This is a genomic window from Pseudomonas syringae (assembly GCF_021606685.1).
Classification (GTDB): domain Bacteria; phylum Pseudomonadota; class Gammaproteobacteria; order Pseudomonadales; family Pseudomonadaceae; genus Aquipseudomonas; species Aquipseudomonas syringae_R.
The window spans coordinates 19,744-35,111 of record NZ_WKCB01000039.1 but is presented as its reverse complement, the minus strand read 5'-3'; the positions used below and the strand labels follow the sequence as shown (position 1 = coordinate 35,111).

Below are 15,368 nucleotides of genomic sequence, written 5' to 3'. Positions count from 1 at the left end.
ATGCGCCGCTGGGGTACCGAACGCGTCGTTGGCCTGCATGACCCGCAGGTCAACGAGCATCACCTGGAATCCACAGGCCTGCCGGCAGACAGCCGCCTGCGCCTGCTCAGCTTCAATATCCAAGTGGGTATCAGCACCGAAAAATACCGGCACTACCTCACCCGTGGCTGGCAGCACCTGCTGCCCCACAATGGTCGGGCCGGTAACCTGCAGAAGATCGGCGACCTGTTGAATGATTTCGACTTGGTCGCCCTGCAGGAAGCCGACGGCGGCAGCCTGCGCTCCGGTTATATCAATCAGGTGGAACACCTGGCCCATCTCGGTGCATTCCCCTACTGGTACCAGCAACTCAATCGTAATCTCGGGCGCTTGGCGCAGCACAGCAATGGCGTGCTCAGCCGCCTGAAGCCCTCTGTCATCGAAGATCACCCGTTACCAGGCCCCAAGGGGCGGGGGGCGATTCTCGTGCGCTTTGGCGAAGGCCCTGAAGCCCTGGTGGTCGTGATGATGCACCTGGCGCTGGGTGCACGCACGCGCACCATGCAGCTGGCCTACATCCGAGAGTTGATCGGCAATTACAAACACCAGGTGTTGATGGGTGACATGAACACCCATGCCAACGACCTGCTGCTGAATTCGCCGTTGCGCGACCTCGGGCTACTGGCGCCGCAAGTCGAGGCCACGTTTCCCAGCTGGCGCCCGCAACGCTGTCTTGACCATATCCTGCTCAGCCCGACCCTCACCCTGGAAAGTGTGCAGGTGCTGGCGCAGCCCATCTCCGATCATCTGCCGGTCGCGGTAGAGATTCGTTTGCCGGGTTCGCTTACCGCGGATGCATTTCCGGCGTTGAGCCCGGGTACCAGCGGACCCCTTGCATGAGCGACGACGCCCAGCGCTGGAAAGAAAAATACCTTAAAAGCATCGAGCAACAAGAAAAGCTCGAACGCCGCTGGGCTGCCCGCCTCGACCTGCTGCGCCGAGGCCTGGTGCGCAGTACGTTGGCCGCTGAAGGCACCGACCGCGCTGTCGACCAATGCATGAAGGAAATGCGCGACGTCGTTCGCACGGATGACATGGATGCAGCCCTCGCTGCCCTGTTGCCGCGCCTCGAAAAAGCCGTGCTGGATTCCGAGCAGCGCCGCGAAACCCGGGTGGAACAGATCAGCACGGCGCTCACTTCCCTGGTCAGCCAATTACAAAAGCTGCCGTTGCCTCGTGAGGTCGCACGCCCGCTGAAAACCTTTGCCAAGCAGCTGGATGGGCGCGTCAGCCAGGCCCGTGAGATCCCGTTGTTGCTCAGTGAACTGAGTGGCCTCCAGGGGCAGGCACTGGATAACCTGGAGCCGGACGGCGAAACCACACGCGCCGGGCCTGGTTTGTTGCAACGCCTGTTCGGCGCCAAGGAGGCAGCAAGCGAAACGGTAGTAAGTGACCAGCCTGCTGGCCCCTCCCCAGCTTCGGTAGCGCCCAAACCGCAAGCCGAGCCTGAGCAGCCCGAGCAATCCGACGAGCTTACCCAAGCCTTGCGCGCCTTTGCGCCACAGGCCCAAGAGCCCGTGGCCGCGCCCCTTGAGCCCGCTGCGCCGTCCCAGGTTGTCGAGGCGGCCAGCGAACCAGTGATCGCCGATACCCCGGCTCAATCGGCTCCAGTCGAGGTGCCCGTCGCGCCTATCGAGCCTGAGGCGTCCGAGCCTCGGGCAGAAGAGCAAGCCCCCGAAAGCGCTCTCGCAGCCTTCATCGAGAGGCCATCGGCTCAGGTCGAGACACCCGATGAGACGGCTATCGGCAGCCTGTCGCTTCCGCCCGTGCTGGAAGCGGAGGAGCCTGACCCCGACGAATTGCAAACAGATGGCGTCTATTCCTTGCCGGATTCGCCGGAGCCGTCCTACAGCTCCGTGGCCAAACACATCGAAGACACCTTGCTCGGCCTGCTGGAAGAGTTGTCCCTGCCAGAGCGTCACCGGCCCCAGGCCGAAGCCATGCGTGAGCGCCTGGCCCACGGCTTGAACTGGTACGAGCTGCTGCCGATCCTCGATGACCTGGCGGTGCTGATGCTGGCGATCACCGACAGCGGCCAGCATGAGTTCGAGGCGTACCTCAAGCAGCTCAACGAGCGCCTCGAGGCATTCCAGGGGCACTTGCAGGTCGCCAGCGACGGCCATGCCGATAGCCGTTCCGCCGCGCGGGAGCTGGATACGCAGATCCGCGAACAGGTCGACGGCCTGCAAAGCAGTGTGCAGGAGGCCGCCGACCTGGACAGCCTCAAGCACGTGCTGGAAAGCCATCTTGAAGGCTTGCTTGGCACCATGGACGAGCACCAGCAACAACGTGATCAGCGCGAGCAGGAAGTGGCTGCGCGCCTCAAAGGGCTGGCCGAGCGGGTCGCCCATATGGAGCAGGAGGCCCAGGGCTATCGCGAGCACCTGGAGGTGCAGCGTCAGAAAGCTCTGATCGACCCGCTCACCGGCCTGCCCAACCGTGCAGCCTGGAGCGAACGCCTCGACCAGGAGGTGAACCTCTGGCACCAGCGCGGCAATAGCCTGTCGCTGGCGATGCTGGACCTGGACCACTTCAAGCGGATCAACGATGGCTACGGCCACCTGGCCGGTGACAAGGTGCTCAAGATCATCGCCAACGTGCTGCGCAAGCGCCTGCGGCCGAACGACTTTATTGCGCGCTTTGGCGGTGAAGAGTTTGTGTTGCTGATGCCGAACTCATCCTTGACGGAGGCCCTGGCGGCCGGCGACGTGCTGCGCGCGGCGATTGAAGCGTGCCCGTTTCACTTCAAGGGCGAGCCGGTGACGATCACCGTGTCCATGGGCGTGGCACAGTTCCAGCCGGGAGAGCGCAGTGATCTGGCACTCAAGCGTGCCGACGCGGCGCTGTATCGGGCCAAGGCTGCCGGGCGCAATCAGGTGCAAGCGGCGTAAAAGATGTTCCATTTTGTAATTTGACCGCCGGGCCCGGAACGGTACGTTACACTGTTGCATTATCGTCTTCAGCGTAATGTCTTCCGCCATGAAATCCTTGTACTTCGCCTTTGTGTTTCTCCTGCTCGCGGGCTGCGCCAGCGGCCCCCGCCTGGACACCAGCCACCCGTCGGTCAACTACGACAACCGTGTGCAATTCGTGGTCGTCCATTACACCTCGACCAACCTTGAGCGCTCCCTGGCCCTGTTGACCCACGGCGAGGTCAGTGCCCATTACCTGATCGGCGATGATGCCTCCGCTACGGTTTACCAGTTGGTAGACGAGGGCAAGCGCGCATGGCATGCGGGGGAAAGCGAGTGGATGGGCCGCACCTGGCTCAATTCCAGCTCCATTGGCATCGAGATCGTAAACCCCGGCTACACGGACACGCCCACGGGCCGCTTGTGGTACCCGTATTCGCAAGCGCAGGTGAAATCGCTGCTGGTGTTACTCAAGGACATCAGCAGGCGCAACGGAATCGACCCCAAGAACATTATTGGCCACAGCGATATCGCGCCATTGCGCAAGCTCGACCCGGGCCCCCTGTTCCCTTGGAAGCAGTTGGCCGATGAAGGCTTGGGCGTGTGGCCGGATGCCCAGGCCGTGGCGCGTTTCCAGGTGCAATATGCCGCCCAGTTGCCGAGCATTTCCTGGTTCCAGGAGGAGTTGGCGCACCTGGGCTACCAGACGCCTCAGACCGGCGAACTGGATGTAGCCACGCGTCACGTGATGGCGGCGTTCCAGATGCACTTCCGGCCGGCGCTGTTTGATGGCACGCCCGATGCGGAAAGTGCCGCGATCCTGCGGGCGTTGAACCGACGATAAGCCCTAAAGCGGCAGCGCCATATAGAACTGGGTGCCCTGCCCCGGCCGCGAATACACGCCCATGCGGCCGCCATGCAATTGCACGATTTCCTTACAGAGCGCCAGCCCAAGGCCGGCGCCGCCTTTCTTGCGACCCACCTGCACAAAGGGCTCGAAGATCCGGCCCTGCTGCCCGTAGGCAATGCCTTCGCCGTTATCCTCGACACTGATGATCACCCGCTCGCCATGGCGACGCGCCTGCAGGCGAATCTGCCCGCCTTGGGCGGTGTGGCGCAGGGCGTTGCCCAGCAGGTTGTCGAGCACCCGTTCCAGTTGTGCCTGGTCGGCATACAGCCGGGGCAGGTCGGACTGCGCTTCTACCAGCAGTTCGATGTGCTGCGCATTGGCCGGCTCGACGAAGCGCGCACGGGCGTGTTCGAGCAGGTCGGTGACGTCACACGGGCCCAGGGTGAGTTTCTGCAGGCCGTTCTGGTAGCGCGAGAAGTTGAGCAGGTCATTGATCAACTGCATCAGGCGCTGCATTTCTTCGTTCACCGTATCCAGCAGGTCCGCTTCACGGGATTCCGCAGGAAACTTCGCGCGCTCGCGGAACAGCCCGAACGCCATGTGCATACCGGTGACTGGCGTGCGCAGCTCATGGGAGGCGCGCAACACAAACTCGCTGCGCACCCGCTCGAAGGCGCGTTGCTCGGTCACGTCATGCAGCACCATCACCGCCCCCAGAATATGCCCTTGGGTATGGCTGACGGGCGTGAGGCTGTAAGTCAGCAAGCGCAGCTCGCCTTCCACTTCTATTTCCAGGTCTTCCGGCGCCCGCTCCAGGTTGCCGCCACGCAGTACAAGTTGCAGCTGTTCATCCAGCTCCGGACGTACCAGTGCCTCGCCCAGGCCCTGGCCGAGGCGTGCTTCGTCCCAGCCCAGCTGGCGCTGCGCGACGGGGTTGAGGTGCTCCAGGCGGCCTTGGCGGTCGATCATCAGCAGGCCGTCATCGATGCTGTCGAGCACTGCTTGCAGGCGTTGCTGGCCGGCCAACAGCTCATCGACATTGGTCGCCTGATGCTGGCGCAAGGCTTCGGCCATGATGCCGAAGCGGCGGGTCAACTGGTTCATCTCCGCCGCCGATGAGATCGGCAGCGTCACCTCGAAATCACCCTGGCCGATCTTGTCCGCCGCTTTGGCCAGTGCTTCGATCGGCCCGCCGAAGCGCCGGGCGATGCCATGGGCCGTGACAAATCCGATGATCAGCACCGCGAGCCCCACCAACCCCAACAGGCCGGCGATCAGCAAGGCACGTTCGCGTGATTTGTGTTCGCTGGTACTGATGTTCGCCAACGCCTGTTTGTGTTCGGTGATCAGCCCGTTGCGCAGCACATTGAAGGCTTCGGTGAGTTTATCCTTGCTGCCCGGCGGTGGAGACGGCTGCTGAGACTGATCAAACGCGTCCAGCAGCTTTTGATAGTCGACACGCGCCTGGCTGAAACCGTTGCCATGCCCGTCGCGCTGTTCGTGGGCAATGCCTTGGTCCAACAGGTCGAAGTAATGTTGCTTGGAGGTTTGCAAAGCCTCGGGGTCGGGGCGTTGCTCCAGCATCATGATCAACTGATCGCCGAGGCTCTGACGCAGTTTGAGCCCCAGATCCAGGGTAATGAAGTTGCTGCGAATCAGGGACTCCTGGGTCTTGGCCATTTGCATCACGCTGACCAGGCCCAGGATCAAACCCAACAGGGCGACGGTAATCAGCGCTGAGATACTCAGGAACAGACGAGTGCGCAGTTTCATCGCTAACTTCATAGGGTACAGCTCACAGGTTGTACTGTTTGCGTTTGCGATACAGGGTCGACGCGTCGATGCCAAGGGTACGAGCCGCCTGGTCCAGGGTGTCGCTGGTGGCAAGCACGGCGCCGATGTGGGCTTTTTCCAGTTCGTCCAGGCTCAACGCTGCGCCGATACGCGGCGCGTTGTTGGTCGGCTGCTCGGCCATGCTAAGGTGGCTGATCTCGACCTTTTCCTGGGGGCAGATAATGCTCGCGCGTTCCACTACGTTACGCAGCTCGCGGATATTGCCCGGCCAGCGATAGTTCAGCAGCGCTTCGCGCGCTTCATCGCTGAAACCGCGCGCCGGGCGAGCGTACTCCTTGACGAAACGTGCCAGGAAGCGGTCGGCCAGGGTCAGGATGTCTTCGCTGCGCTCGCGCAGTGGCGGCAGGTGCAAGGTGATCACGTTGAGGCGGTAGAGCAAATCCTCACGGAAGCGACCGTCGCGCACCATGTCTTCCAGGTTCAGGTTGGTGGCCGCAAGGATGCGCACGTCGGCGCGACGGGTGACCGGGTCGCCCACGCGTTCGTATTCCTTATCCTGGATAAAGCGCAGCAACTTGGGCTGCAACGTGAGGGGGAAATCGCCGATCTCGTCGAGAAACAGCGTACCGCCGTCCGCCTGGTTGACGCGGCCCAACGTGCTTTCACTGGCGCCGGTGAACGCGCCACGGCTATGGCCGAACAGCTCGCTTTCCATCAGCTCTGCGGTCAGCGACGGGCAGTTGATAGTCACGCAGGATTTCTTGGAACGCTTGCTCCAGCCGTGAATGGCGCGGGCCAGCTCACCTTTACCGGTGCCGGACTCACCCAGGATCAGGATGTTGGCATCCGTACCGGCGACCTGGCGCGCGGTTTCCAGCACCACCATCATCGCCGGGCTGTGGGAGTCGAGGCCGTCCTTGGGCTGGCGTACTGCACCTTCCAACGCTTCCAAACGGGCGGAGAGCTGGCGCACTTCCAGTTGCTTGGCGGTGGCCAGGCGCAGTTGGTCAGGGCTGCAGGGTTTTACCAGATAATCAGCGGCGCCAGCCTGGATGGCATCCACGGCGGTATCCACAGCGGAGTGCGCGGTCACGATCACGACCCGCATCCACGGTGCCTGAATACGCATCTGGGCCAACACCACCAGGCCATCGTCCTCGCCAAGGCGCAGGTCGAGGAAGCACAGGTCGAACACCTGGCGCTGCATCAGGGCATCGGCTTGGGCCGCGCTGTTGGCGGTGGCAACCGTATAGCCCTCATCTTCCAGGCAATAACGGAAGGTGCGGAGGATCGCGGATTCGTCATCCACTAAAAGAATACGGCCTTGAAGTTCCTTGGCTGATTCCATCTGTCCCGCGCTCCTTAACTATGAATGATCTTTGCTTAGTCCCGGAATAATCGGGCAAGTTGCATGGTTTATTCTGATCGATAAATGACAACGTCGTGCAGGTATCTGTAAAGCGTCCTAAATAGCCCTGATTGATGGCGTTTTCATTCCGTCTTGCCAGTTCGGCAACGGCCTATTGCCTTTCTATCCGCTGACCCGACCACTGACCATCGTGCATTTCGCACGGCCTGCTGGGGGGCATCGTGCAGGATGCTAGGCAGTTCACCTAGCGCATATATTTAACTCATTGATTTTATTGAATTTTTTTTTGTAAAAAAGCTGGCATGCGCTCTGCAATAGCTATCCCAACGAACAATCAGAATGCGGGAGCAAAGCAGCATGACTCGCCAAAGCCTCAACCAATTGTGTGTATCGCCACTGCGCTTGCAGCAAGGTCTGTTTGCCAGCCTGGCGTTGATGGTCACGTTGATTGCGGGCCAGCAGATGCAACATTGGCAGCAGAGTCAGCAGCAGACCGCGCATTTCGAACGTCCGGCCATGACACAAACCCATTTCAGTTCAATTGAGAGCCGTTCCGTCGGTAGCGCAAGTGCCGATGTAACTGCCCCGCAATTGCGCGTAGCCGACCAGGATTCAACCCTGGGCGAGCTGCCAACCCAAGAGCGTTGGGTGTTCTAGGCAACAAAAGCGGCTGCTTGTACTGAGCAGCCGTTTGGCATTACCGCTGTTACCTCTTATAGAAGCGTAAGGAGAATCACCATGTTGAGTTGGGCAATCACATTTCTGATCATCGCCATTGTGGCTGCAGTCCTGGGCTTCGGTGGTATCGCGGGCACCGCTACGGGTATCGCCAAGATCCTGTTCGTGGTCTTCCTGGTGATGTTCATTGCGTCGTTCTTCTTTGGTCGTCGCGGCCGAGGCTGAACATGACCACTTCCTTTAAAGCCATGTTTGCCGCCCTGCTCGTGGGCGGCAGCGGCCTGGCGATGGCTGCCAATGACGGCCAATCCCGGGCCAACGAGTTGCTCAGCGCGGACCCGCAGTACCGCGAAACCTGGCAAGACGTGGTGAAGAAAGAAGAGCGCCTGCCGGAATGGGTGATGAACCTGTCCGGCACGGCCGAACAAATGAATGCCGTGGAAGAAGACGGCGACAAGTACCTGGTTGGGCCGCTCTGTGAGACTGCAGACACATGCCTGAACAAGCGCTTGATCGTTGCTTTCAGCCTCGACAAGGACGACGCCTATGCCATGTTGGTGCAAGTACCGGTCGGCTTGCCGTCGGACAAGTCTCCAACGCGGCACGCCGATTACCGTTTTATCGGTAAGCCGGATGAAGGGATGCAGAAGCTGCTGATGGAGCAGCTGAAGAAAGATCCGAATTGGTACTAGGTTCCGTCTGACGCACATGTCGTCGACGGGGCCAGCGTCCATAGAAAGAAGCCCCTCGCTTCTTTCTGTCTGTACCGCTCGCCAAGGGCGGTGCATGACCAGGGGGCTGGGTTGCTCTGATCAATCGAGATCGGCGTGACCTACGGGTACAGGGAGTGCCTGCGCAAGGGCCGGGTCAGGTGAAAAGCTGCGACGCAAGTTCACAAGTCCTCAAGCTTGCTGAACTTGCGGCGGGCTTATGCGTCCTATCTGCGCCTCTCATGCCGCTCATAGCTGTGAATTTTCTTTTCGCACGCAAGCAACCATTACTGGGTGTGTCCGCGCGACCATCTATCGAGAAAGTTTCGTCTGCTACAGACGACATTTCTGACCTTACCCCATGACTTTTCGGGCATTTCTGCCAGCCGATCCAACTCGTGTTGAATCTCTGCGCGAGCCTGATTTGGCAGGTTCACGGCATATTCCCCTGGCAATATGTCGCATTTGAACTGACCGTTCGGACAGTTATTATGAAAAAAAGCCATGCCGATTCGGCATAGGGTAGGCGTTTACGGCATTAGACGTCGCTCCCTTGCATCGGAATAGTTGCGCCTTTTTTCGCCTGCCAGTAAGCCATTTCGGCCACGCTGCGGTGACCTTCCATGGAGGCTGATGCACACACTTTTTCGCTTTCGAGCGTTGCAGCTGGCGCATTTGCCTTGAGTTCACTTGAAGTAAGGGTAATGACATGAAGAAGGCAAAGCTAAGCCTCGCCTGGCAGATCCTCATCGGTTTGGTGCTGGGGATCGCAATCGGTGCAGTGCTCAACCATTTCAGTGCTGAAAAGGCCTGGTGGATCAGCAATGTGCTGCAGCCGGCAGGCGATATCTTTATCCGCCTGATCAAGATGATCGTGATCCCGATTGTGATTTCTTCGCTGATCGTCGGCATTGCCGGTGTCGGTGACGCGAAAAAGCTCGGGCGTATCGGTGTCAAAACCATCCTTTACTTCGAAGTGGTCACCACCATCGCTATCGTGGTGGGCCTGCTGCTGGCCAACCTTTTCCACCCGGGCGCTGGCATCGACATGAGTACCCTGGGTACCGTCGATATTTCCAAGTACACCGCCACCGCTGCCGAAGTGCAGCATGAGCATGCGTTCATCGAGACCATCCTCAACCTGATCCCGTCGAATATCTTCGCAGCTGTCGCCCGTGGCGAAATGCTGCCGATCATCTTCTTCTCCGTGCTGTTCGGCCTTGGCTTGTCGAGCCTCAAGCCGGAGCTGCGCGAGCCGCTGGTGACCATGTTCCAGGGCGTGTCCGAGAGCATGTTCAAAGTCACCCACATGATCATGAAATACGCTCCTATCGGTGTATTCGCCCTGATCGCGGTAACGGTGGCCAATTTCGGTTTCGCCTCCTTGCTGCCGCTGGCCAAGCTGGTGATCCTGGTTTACGTGGCCATCCTGTTCTTCGCCTTTGTGATCCTCGGCCTGATCGCCCGCCTGTTCGGCTTCTCGGTGATCAAGCTGATGCGCATCTTCAAGGATGAGCTGGTGCTGGCCTACTCCACCGCTAGCTCCGAAACCGTGCTGCCACGGGTGATCGAGAAGATGGAAGCCTACGGTGCGCCAAAAGCCATCTGCAGCTTCGTGGTGCCGACCGGGTACTCGTTCAACCTCGACGGCTCGACCCTGTACCAGAGCATCGCCGCGATCTTTATCGCGCAGCTGTATGGCATCGATCTGTCGATCGGCCAGCAACTGATGCTGGTGCTGACCCTGATGGTCACGTCCAAAGGCATCGCGGGTGTACCGGGCGTGTCCTTCGTGGTGCTGCTGGCTACACTGGGCAGCGTCGGCATTCCGCTGGAAGGCCTGGCGTTCATTGCCGGTGTCGACCGCATCATGGACATGGCGCGTACCGCCTTGAACGTGATCGGTAACGCCTTGGCCGTACTGGTTATCTCCCGTTGGGAAGGCATGTACGACGACGCCAAGGGCGAGCGTTACTGGAACTCCCTGCCGCACTGGCGCAGCAAGCAAGCGCTGCCGGTCGGTGAAGCCAGTCGCGGCTGATCACGTCGTTATTCCTACGCAAACCCCGGAAAATCCGGGGTTTGTCGTTTCTGCCAGCCCCGCTATCATTCGCTCCATCTTTCGGGGGATTTAACTGATGCTTAATGGCCTGTGGCTTGGCTTCTTTGTCGTGGCAATGGTGTCAGCACTGGGGCAATGGCTGGTCGGCGGTAACGCCGGGATTTTTGCGGCGATGGTGGAAAGCATTTTCGCCATGGCCAAATTGTCGGTAGAAGTGATGGTGCTGCTGTTCGGCACCCTCACGTTGTGGCTGGGTTTTCTGCGTATTGCCGAAAAGGCCGGGATCGTCGACTGGCTGGCCAAGGCACTCGGCCCGCTGTTTCGTCGCCTGATGCCGGAAGTGCCTGCCGGGCACCCCGCCATCGGCTTGATCACCCTCAACTTCGCCGCCAATGGCCTGGGCCTGGACAACGCCGCAACGCCGATTGGCTTGAAAGCCATGAAGGCGCTGCAGGAACTCAACCCCATTCCCAACACCGCAAGCAATGCGCAGATCCTGTTCCTGGTGCTCAATGCGTCCTCCCTCACGCTGCTGCCGGTGACCATCTTCATGTACCGCGCCCAGCAAGGCGCCCCCGACCCGACGTTGGTGTTTTTGCCGATCCTGTTGGCGACCAGTGCATCGACCCTGGTGGGCCTGTTGTCAGTGGCGGTGATGCAGCGGCTGCGGTTGTGGGACCCCGTGGTGCTGGCGTACCTGATCCCGGGTGCACTGGTGCTGGGGGGCTTCATGGCGCTGCTGGCGACCCTGTCCGCGACGGCACTGGCTGCGCTGTCCTCGATCCTCGGCAACCTCACGCTGTTTGGCCTGATCATGCTGTTTTTGGTGATCGGCGCGCTGCGCAAGGTCAAGGTCTACGAAGCGTTTGTCGAAGGGGCCAAGGAAGGTTTTGATGTCGCCAAGAACCTGCTGCCGTATCTGGTCGCGATGCTCTGCGCGGTGGGCGTGTTGCGCGCCTCCGGGGCGTTGGACCTGGCTCTGGAAGGGATTCGTCATGTGGTGGCCTGGACCGGCCTGGATACGCGCTTTGTCGACGCCTTGCCGACTGCGATGGTCAAGCCGTTCTCGGGCAGCGCTGCGCGGGCGATGCTGATCGAGACCATGCAGACCCAAGGCGTGGACAGCTTCCCGGCCTTGGTGGCGGCGACGATTCAGGGCAGTACGGAAACCACCTTCTATGTGTTGGCGGTGTACTTTGGCTCGGTGGGCATCCAGCGCGCGCGGCATGCGGTTGGGTGTGCATTGCTGGCGGAATTGGCTGGTGTGGTGGCGGCGATTGCGGTGTGCTACTGGTTCTTTGGTTAAGGCTGACACTGCTTTCGCGAGCAAGCCCGCTCCCACATTTGACCGCATTTCGTCAGGATGAATGCGGGCAAATGTGGGAGGGGCGGTGCGACGATTCGACTTGCCCCCGATGAGGCCCTCAATGTTTCGGTGCTGTATTGCCCTGCTGCACCACCCAATCCACCACCTGCTGGTTCAACTGATCCCCCGCCCGGCCAAACCCGGCGACCACCGCCGGCACCTTGGTATCGCTCACCGGCTGCCTCACTTCAAACCGCCGGCTAGCCACAATCCGCTGATCACTCCCGCGCACTAACCGCGCGTCCAGGCGAATCACCACCTCCACCGCACTGCCGCGGTATTCACTCTGGAACGCCTGCAATTGCCCGCCCAGCTCATAGTCAGACTGCAGGTTGGTGTCGTCGGTACTCAGCAGCGTCACCCGACCATCGCGTTGAAAGCCATCCATGAAGCGGTTGCGCAACAGTACCGGCGACGGATCGCTCCAGCGTGAGTTGGCATAGCTGCTGATCAGGTCGCCATTGGGCACCACGGCAATGCGCGGGCTGTCGAGAAACTCACTGGTCTGTGGTTTGTTCACACGCAGCGACCACGCCACTGGCGCGCCTTGATGGGTGGTCTGGGCCGAGGCCAGGCGGTACACGTCCGTAGGGTCGGCCTTGGGCAGGATCGAGCACGCACTGATCAGGGCCAACGCCACAGGGGCGATCATTTGGTAAGCACGCTTCATGGCGTGAACTCCTTGTTCTTGTCGCTGCCCAGCAGGTAGCCGCTGGGGTTGGCTTCCAGGCGGCGGGAAATGGCGCGCAACGAGCCGAGGGTTTCGCGCAGTTCGCGCACGGCCGGTGCCAGCTCGTTGAGGCCCTGCATGCCGCTGTTCACTGAGTCCTTGTTGTTGGTCAGCAAGGTGTTGATGGTCGCGGTGCTCTGTTCGAGGGATTTCATCGCCTGCTCGGCGCTGCCAAAGGCCTGCTTGCCTTGATCGTTGAGCAACCCGTTGGCGTTGCGCATCAGCGTGGTGGTTTGCTCCAGGGCGGCGCTCGCCTGTTTGCTCACTTGCATCAGTTGCTGCATGACCACCTTGATGTCACCGCGTTGGTCGGCGATGGCGCCGGTGGTTTGTTGCAGGTTGTCCAGGGTCTTGCTCAGGCGGTCGACGTTCTCTGAAGAGAACATGTGGTTAGCGTTGTGCAGCAGCAGGTTGATGCCGGTCATCAGGTCGTTGCTGTTGTTCAGCAGCCGCGCAATAGGCGATGGCGACGCGATGATCTGCGGCAGGTTGCCGTCCTTGCCCTTGAGTTCCGGGCTTTGCGGGGTGCCGCCACTGAGCTGGATGATCGAGGTGCCCGTGATGCCGGTCAGTGCCAGCTTGGCCTGGGTGTCTTCCTTGATCGGCGTCTGGCCGGCCAGGCGGATGCGAGCGAGTACACGGCGCGGGTCCTTAGGGTCCAGGCTCAGGCTGATAACGTCGCCCACCTTGATCCCGCTGTACTGCACCGAGCTGCCCTGGGACAGGCCGCTGACCGCCTCGTTGAAGATCACTTCGTAATCCTGGAAGGCGCTGTCGACGCTGGATTTGGCCAGCCACAGGCCAAACAGCATCGCGCCGACCACCACGATTACGCTGAACAGACCGATCATCACATGATGGGCTCGGGTTTCCATGTCATACCTCGTTGAGCGGTTGAGCGGCATCCAATGCCGCGCGGCCCCGGGGGCCGTGGAAATATTCGTGAATCCAGGCGTCGTCCGTTTCCGAGACGATATCGATGGCATCGGCCACCAGCACTTTCTTCTGCGCCAACACCGCCACGCGATCGGTGATGGTGTACAGCGTGTCGAGGTCGTGCGTGACCAGGAACACGCTCAGGCCCAGTGCATCACGCAGGGTCAGGATCAGTTGGTCGAATTGCGCCGCGCCGATCGGGTCGAGGCCGGCGGTGGGTTCGTCGAGAAACAGGATGTCCGGGTCCAATGCCAGCGCGCGGGCCAGGGCGGCGCGCTTGATCATGCCGCCAGACAGTGACGCTGGGTACTTGTCGGCGGCCGACAGCGGCAGCCCGGCCAGGGCCAGTTTGACGGCGGCCAGGTGCTCGGCATCGCGGCGGCTGAGGCCGGCGTGTTCGATCAACGGCAGTGCGACGTTCTCGGTCACGGTCAGTGAGGAAAACAGCGCGCCCTTCTGGAACAGCACGCCGAAGCGCCGCTCGACCAGCGAGCGTTCATGCTCCGACAGGTTCGGCAGGTTCTTGCCGAACACCCGCACTTCGCCTTCGCTGGGCCGACGCAGGCCAACGATGCTGCGCAACAGCACCGACTTGCCACTGCCGGAGCCGCCGACCACGGCGAGAATCTCGCCCTTGTACAAGTCCAGGTCGAGGTTCTCGTGCACGCTCTGAGTGCCAAAGCGATTGCACAGGCCCCGCACCTCAATCACCGCCTCGGCGGGCGCACGGTGTAAGCGACTCACCAGCCCATCTCCATGAAGAACAGCGCAGCGACCGCGTCCAGCACGATTACCACAAAGATCGATTGCACCACGCTGGAGGTGGTGTGGGCGCCCACCGACTCGGCGCTGCCGCTGACCTTGAAGCCTTCCAGGCAGCCGATGGCGGCAATCAGGAAGGCAAAGATCGGCGCTTTAACCATACCCACCAGGAAATGCTGCACGCCGATGTCCGATTGCAGCAGCGACAGAAACATCGCCGGCGAAATATCCAGCGCCACGGCACACACCACCCCACCGCCGATAATCCCCGAAAGCATCGCCAGGAAGGTCAGCATCGGCAGCGCCACCAACAGCGCCAACACGCGTGGCAGTACCAGCAGCTCCATCGGGTCCAGGCCCAACGTGCGAATCGCGTCGATTTCTTCGTTGGCCTTCATCGAGCCGATTTGTGCGGTAAACGCACTGGCGGTGCGGCCGGCGATCAGGATTGCGGTGAGCAATACGCCAAATTCACGTAGGAAAGAGAACGCCACCAAGTCCACGGTAAAAATCGTCGCCCCGAAGCTTTTGAGTACCGTGGCACCGAGAAAGGCCACCACGGCGCCGACCAGAAAGGTCAGTAAGGCCACGATGGGCGCGGCGTCGAGGCCGACCTGCTCCAGGTGCGCAACCATCGGGGTCAGGCGCCAGCGTTTGGGCCGGAAAATACCGCGGGCGAAGGTTTCGAGGATCAGGCCGATAAAACCCAGCAGTTGCTTGCTGTCCTGCCACACCGTGTCCACTGCCCGCCCGATACGCGCCAGCACCTGGATGCCGGCGGCTTCTTCGGGGGCTTTTTCCGGCACGCAAAAATCGTTGAGAGAGCGGTAGACGGTCTTGAGTAGCGCGCGGTCAGCGACGGACAGGCTGCAATCGGTCTGCTCGGCGGATTGCTCGATACGGGTCGGCCCCAGCAACTCCACCAGCAGCGACGCACCGGCGGTGTCCAGAGCACCGAGGCCATTGAGGTCGATGCGCGCGCCGGCGTCGTATTGGCCGTCGAGTGTGTCCGACAGCTTCTTCAGGCTGGCGTAGTGGGCAAGCGTCCAGTCCCCCGTAATCCTGAGCAAGGGAGGGGTGGCGGATGTATCAAGTTGGGCGGCGCCGGCCGTAGTGCTACTGGTCATAAGCTCCGAGCTTGTCTGGCTATCCACAATCCC

Annotated in this window: 14 protein-coding genes; 8 read left to right on the top strand and 6 right to left on the bottom strand. The window is 61.0% G+C overall.

Annotated features, from left to right (window positions below; translation table 11 throughout):
- From GIW02_RS16020 to GIW02_RS16010, 3 genes are all read left to right on the top strand, one after another.
- A complete protein-coding gene (locus GIW02_RS16020; protein WP_236411328.1) occupies nucleotides 1–879 on the top strand; it encodes an endonuclease/exonuclease/phosphatase family protein in 879 nt (292 codons plus the stop codon).
- On the top strand, nucleotides 876–2,930 hold the full coding sequence (locus GIW02_RS16015; RefSeq protein WP_236411324.1) for a GGDEF domain-containing protein: 2,055 nt from the start codon (nucleotides 876–878) through the stop codon (nucleotides 2,928–2,930). The genes GIW02_RS16020 and GIW02_RS16015 overlap by 4 nt, the downstream gene beginning before the upstream one ends.
- 88 nt (nucleotides 2,931–3,018) lie before the next feature.
- Nucleotides 3,019–3,795: an N-acetylmuramoyl-L-alanine amidase gene (locus tag GIW02_RS16010; RefSeq protein ID WP_236411319.1), complete on the top strand. Its 777-nt coding sequence runs from the start codon at nucleotides 3,019–3,021 to the stop codon at nucleotides 3,793–3,795.
- Between the two features lie 3 nt (nucleotides 3,796–3,798).
- Here GIW02_RS16010 and GIW02_RS16005 read toward each other — a convergent pair whose 3' ends face one another.
- Both GIW02_RS16005 and algB read right to left on the bottom strand, forming a co-directional pair.
- Nucleotides 3,799–5,586 carry a KinB sensor domain-containing domain gene (locus tag GIW02_RS16005; protein ID WP_236411318.1) on the bottom strand — a complete coding sequence of 596 codons (1,788 nt, stop codon included), beginning with the start codon at nucleotides 5,584–5,586 and terminating at the stop codon, nucleotides 3,799–3,801.
- Between the two features lie 10 nt (nucleotides 5,587–5,596).
- Nucleotides 5,597–6,943 carry a sigma-54-dependent response regulator transcription factor AlgB gene (gene algB, locus GIW02_RS16000; RefSeq protein ID WP_236411314.1) on the bottom strand — a complete coding sequence of 449 codons (1,347 nt, stop codon included), beginning with the start codon at nucleotides 6,941–6,943 and terminating at the stop codon, nucleotides 5,597–5,599.
- Between the two features lie 378 nt (nucleotides 6,944–7,321).
- Between algB and GIW02_RS15995 the strand changes: the two genes are divergently transcribed.
- From GIW02_RS15995 to GIW02_RS15975, 5 genes are all read left to right on the top strand, one after another.
- A complete protein-coding gene (locus tag GIW02_RS15995) occupies nucleotides 7,322–7,621 on the top strand; it encodes a hypothetical protein (protein ID WP_236411312.1) in 300 nt (99 codons plus the stop codon).
- 81 nt (nucleotides 7,622–7,702) lie between these two features.
- Nucleotides 7,703–7,867 carry a DUF1328 domain-containing protein gene (locus GIW02_RS15990; RefSeq protein WP_003170804.1) on the top strand — a complete coding sequence of 55 codons (165 nt, stop codon included), beginning with the start codon at nucleotides 7,703–7,705 and terminating at the stop codon, nucleotides 7,865–7,867.
- A gap of 2 nt (nucleotides 7,868–7,869) precedes the next feature.
- Complete coding sequence (locus tag GIW02_RS15985) at nucleotides 7,870–8,334, top strand: inhibitor of vertebrate lysozyme family protein (protein ID WP_236411310.1); 465 nt, start codon at nucleotides 7,870–7,872, stop codon at nucleotides 8,332–8,334.
- Nucleotides 8,335–9,061: 727 nt separating this feature from the next.
- Nucleotides 9,062–10,393, top strand: coding sequence for a glutamate/aspartate:proton symporter GltP (gltP, locus tag GIW02_RS15980; RefSeq protein ID WP_236411308.1), 1,332 nt, complete (start codon nucleotides 9,062–9,064; stop codon nucleotides 10,391–10,393).
- A gap of 97 nt (nucleotides 10,394–10,490) precedes the next feature.
- Nucleotides 10,491–11,720: a spore maturation protein gene (locus GIW02_RS15975; RefSeq protein WP_236411307.1), complete on the top strand. Its 1,230-nt coding sequence runs from the start codon at nucleotides 10,491–10,493 to the stop codon at nucleotides 11,718–11,720.
- Between the two features lie 118 nt (nucleotides 11,721–11,838).
- On the opposite strand, the gene GIW02_RS15970 is transcribed toward GIW02_RS15975, so the two are convergent.
- From GIW02_RS15970 to GIW02_RS15955, 4 genes are read right to left on the bottom strand one after another with little or no spacing between them, the layout of a single operon-like run.
- Nucleotides 11,839–12,450 (bottom strand): ABC-type transport auxiliary lipoprotein family protein, encoded by a 612-nt coding sequence (locus GIW02_RS15970; RefSeq protein ID WP_236411306.1) that lies wholly within the window; start codon nucleotides 12,448–12,450, stop codon nucleotides 11,839–11,841.
- On the bottom strand, nucleotides 12,447–13,385 hold the full coding sequence (locus tag GIW02_RS15965; protein ID WP_101265194.1) for an MlaD family protein: 939 nt from the start codon (nucleotides 13,383–13,385) through the stop codon (nucleotides 12,447–12,449). Before GIW02_RS15965 ends, GIW02_RS15970 begins: the two co-directional genes overlap by 4 nt.
- A gap of 1 nt (nucleotide 13,386) precedes the next feature.
- Nucleotides 13,387–14,190: an ATP-binding cassette domain-containing protein gene (locus GIW02_RS15960; RefSeq protein ID WP_236411304.1), complete on the bottom strand. Its 804-nt coding sequence runs from the start codon at nucleotides 14,188–14,190 to the stop codon at nucleotides 13,387–13,389.
- The gene (locus tag GIW02_RS15955) at nucleotides 14,187–15,335 is read right to left on the bottom strand and encodes an MlaE family ABC transporter permease (RefSeq protein ID WP_236411303.1); all 1,149 of its coding nucleotides are present in this window, start codon (nucleotides 15,333–15,335) and stop codon (nucleotides 14,187–14,189) included. The genes GIW02_RS15960 and GIW02_RS15955 overlap by 4 nt, the downstream gene beginning before the upstream one ends.
- Nucleotides 15,336–15,368: the final 33 nt, after the last annotated feature.